The organism is Moorena sp. SIO3I6 (genome assembly GCF_010672095.1).
The window spans coordinates 1-3,537 of record NZ_JAAHHU010000439.1; the positions used below are offsets into that span (position 1 = coordinate 1).

The following is a 3,537-nucleotide window of genomic DNA, read 5'->3' on the forward strand; positions in this document are numbered from 1 at the left end:
CTGAGGAGTATTACTAGGAGTAATCTCATCAGGATTGTTTTCTGGGTTAGGGCGGAAGTTGTCAGACATAGTAAAAAAAACGTTTTTAGGTTTATAATTATAATCATAACGATTATAAAATATTTTGTCAAGGGGTTTTATAATTTTTTTTGGGAGGGGTAATTGGAAGAAAATGTACGGATTAAGGAATGCGATCGCTTTTAGCGTGACCTTTGGTCAATCGCGTTTTTTTAAAGGGAACAGGGAGCAGGGAGTAGGGAGTAGGAAAAAGAGGGAATGTTGGGAAGCGATCGCTTTTAGCGGAAGGCTTCATCGCGTAGCGTATTTTTACAAAAATAAAAAAATAATTTTGAATGTATTCTTTAATCAAGATTTAAAATTTATAATCTAGTAAATAATTATACAGACAATACAAATTACCGATTAATTTTTCATTAACTGTCAAATAAAATCGATATTTTTTTGTGTTATAATAAGCAGGTATACAAAATTAAATGCACATTTTAAAAAACTAAAACTCTTGCAGGGTAAGGGTTACAGATATTGGAAGTAGGCAATTAATTCTGTGTATGTGCTTACATGGGTATTGTATTTGATGCATTTACAATGCGCTACTATATATAGCGTTTATAGGACTCATGAGGTACACAGGATTGTTTCACTCTTGGCTCTTGCCTAATCCCTGCTCCCTCAAACCTAGATATTTGTACCTCACAAGTCCTAGAATTGCTATAGTGAACTCGAAGCTAATGGGTGAGTTATTCAAGGGACTTCTACTAAACCTCAGGTTACAGCGATGTAATCTTTAGGTGGTTACATCTGACTGACCAATCCTTGGGTATGGATGACTTAGAGAATCTCTGGCCAAATCAGGAATTTAAGCTCTTAAGATTTACTTTATAAATTAGCTCTCAAGTTTTGTGGCTAGTGCTATGTAATCGGAGCAAGAGCTTTATTGAGCTAAAAGAGCAATTACTGACTCAGAAAGAAAATCGTATTCAGCACTTGGGAACTATGGTCATGATTTGATTAAAGTTGCCTAACATTTACGCAGATAACTTGCAGAGTTAAGAGGATATAGGCATGAGTGGCGATCGCAAAATCAACACAGAAGGTGGTAATTACAACGAGAAGATATATGGTAACTACGTTCAAGGTAATTATTATCCTGCTGGGCAAAACCAGACCTTAGCTGAAGCTGCTGCTGAGATTCAGCAATTACTTGAGCAGCTAGATAAATCTTATACTACTAACACTATCACTGGGCAAATGGAGCTAGCGACAGAAGTTATAAAGCGCATTGAAACTAACCCACCCCTAATGAACAGAGTACTTAGTGCATTGAAAGCAGGTAGTATCCAAGCTTTGGCACAGGCTCTCAACCATCCTGTAGCTAGCTTTGTTATTGCTGCTATGGAAAATTTGCAGAAGACTCAAGGGAAATAATTGCAAATAAATAAACCATGACTGGAGGTAAAAAAACTGAGCAGCGTAACGTTAATACCAGTGGTGGGAATTATAGCGAGTCACTAGGCAGAGATTATGTTCAGGGTAACGTCTACTACAATATAAACCGACTACCTTGGGTATTAACTGGACTAGGCTTATTAGCCCTTATTTTTTTTCTTGTTGTTGTGCCGAATCTCACAACTTCAAATAAGTTGAGAACAATTATACCCTCTCGGAATCGGGAATCGACAGATATTCCTTTACCTCCTCAAGAGTGGTGTCAAGATCCCAATCTTAGTAACGAAAGTAAATACAAATTGGGTTGCGAAGGATTTTAATAAAATTCCCTTGATTAAAATGGAAGCTATAGCAGTCGAAGCAGAGCTTAAGACATATTTCTGCTCCCTGCTCACTACTCCCTGCTCCCTTTCAACCAAAATACTCTGTCCTAAACTATACTTCGATTGCTATATGTTTACTTTTTCCAAATTAACGGCTGGACTCACAGCTCCATTACTATTGACTTCAGTTGTTATTTATGGCTGTGCTTCTCAGCAGTCAATGTCGGAGCTTTCAGGCAGATGGATCGTAGTTCAAGATGGCTCAGAAATTAATCCCTATAAGGATATCTTAAAAAGCTATTATCCCGATCGCTGGGATATCACTACCCATAACAATACACTATCAGTTGTTTCTTTTAATAAGACACCTCTGACTCGCACACCTTTGACTGTATAAAAAGCCAAACGTGAAGGTTCAAAAATTCGCTTAGTTCTCAGAAAAAACTCACACGTAGTCACTGAATATATCTTAACTTTCACTAGACCAGATAGAATCGAGGGACATTTTCACTCCACTGATACATCGCTAGGGGACTTAGGTATTTTTCCTGGAGAAGCTGGCACTATCTATGACGCAGGGAAAGTAATCATGACTAGAGAGAGCCGCAACTAAGATTATAGACAATAACTAGCTTTAGCTGGAAGTGAATTTATCTACAAACTACTAGTTAGAGCCTGAGTAGAGCCTGTTTTGTAAGAATAGTTTATGACAGAAGATAAAGAGCCTGAACAGCGCGATATTAACACTCAAGGTGGAAACTTTATTGAACAGCTTTTAGGAAACTATATTCAGGGAAATTTTTACAACATCCAGCTTCCTTTATTCTCACATAAAAGAATTGTCATTCCAACAATAGCTCTTGTCCTAACAGTAGTAATGTTCCCAGCTTATTATCCCATGATAATTTCACTAATCAACCGAAATTCTAGAATAGAAATTCTTCATATTGATGGAATCAGCAATGAAGGGGTAGTAGTAACTGTCAAAAATTCAGGGAGAAAACCAGGTAGTATTGGCTCCTCATTTCTAACAGTTAAAGGATTAATAAAACACGAAGTTATATTTCCTTTTGACAACGAAATACCTCTGAACGACCCGAAATTATTCATCAAATCTGGTGAAGAAAAAAGGATTGCTCTCAAACGTATTAATAATTGGGACGAGTTATCTAAAGAAGCTAGCTTACACTATAAAGAAATAATTAAACGAGATATACTTCCTTTAATGGACAACATGAATCAAAAAAGAGATGATCTTGGTTTGTCTTGCATTCTTAGTATAGAAATTAACCAATCTGATAAAGTTGTTGGGATAAAAAAAGAAATTGAACCTCAGTGGCGCTGTGTAAAGGCGCTGTTTGTATTCGTTCCCCCTTGGTAAATTTAAGTCAATTATTAAATTTTAATGGAACAATCGATAGAACAAAGTTACTCATACCAAGTTGCGGTCAAACGTACAAGCGATGATTTGTAACAATTGACGTAGGGTGGGCAGTGCTTGAGACAAATCAAATTAGCAAGCTAGTCAAATTATTAGACACTGCCCACCCTACGATAAATCCCAATAGAACAGTGAACAAATATAGGGTGGGCAAACAACGTTTACGGTAAGCATTCAGCCTGACAGGGGGACATAAAGCTTATAACGTACACAGTGCAAACTCTATAGCCCGCTCACCCTTCTTGTAATAATTGAGCCAACGACGGTTAATTTCCAAAAGTTCGTCCACTATTTTTTGGCATAATC

General features: G+C 37.1%; 6 protein-coding genes. 5 read left to right on the forward strand and 1 reads right to left on the reverse strand.

Annotation, left to right across the window (positions count from 1 at the left end; translation table 11 throughout):
• Positions 1-181: 181 nt before the first annotated feature.
• Positions 182-370, reverse strand: a complete 189-nt coding sequence (locus F6K49_RS37530) for a hypothetical protein (RefSeq protein WP_293105186.1) — start codon at positions 368-370, stop codon at positions 182-184.
• A 268-nt stretch (positions 371-638) separates the two neighbouring features.
• On the opposite strand from F6K49_RS37530, the gene F6K49_RS37535 reads away from it, so the two are divergent.
• From F6K49_RS37535 to F6K49_RS37555, 5 genes are all read left to right on the forward strand, one after another.
• Positions 639-809 (forward strand): hypothetical protein, encoded by a 171-nt coding sequence (locus F6K49_RS37535; RefSeq protein WP_293105193.1) that lies wholly within the window; start codon positions 639-641, stop codon positions 807-809.
• A gap of 274 nt (positions 810-1,083) precedes the next feature.
• On the forward strand, positions 1,084-1,446 hold the full coding sequence (locus tag F6K49_RS37540) for a hypothetical protein (protein ID WP_293105198.1): 363 nt from the start codon (positions 1,084-1,086) through the stop codon (positions 1,444-1,446).
• Between the two features lie 17 nt (positions 1,447-1,463).
• Positions 1,464-1,787 (forward strand): hypothetical protein, encoded by a 324-nt coding sequence (locus F6K49_RS37545; protein WP_293105201.1) that lies wholly within the window; start codon positions 1,464-1,466, stop codon positions 1,785-1,787.
• Positions 1,788-1,806: 19 nt separating this feature from the next.
• Positions 1,807-2,187: a hypothetical protein gene (locus tag F6K49_RS37550; RefSeq protein WP_293105204.1), complete on the forward strand. Its 381-nt coding sequence runs from the start codon at positions 1,807-1,809 to the stop codon at positions 2,185-2,187.
• Positions 2,188-2,496: 309 nt separating this feature from the next.
• Positions 2,497-3,171 carry a hypothetical protein gene (locus tag F6K49_RS37555; RefSeq protein WP_293105207.1) on the forward strand — a complete coding sequence of 225 codons (675 nt, stop codon included), beginning with the start codon at positions 2,497-2,499 and terminating at the stop codon, positions 3,169-3,171.
• Positions 3,172-3,537: the final 366 nt, after the last annotated feature.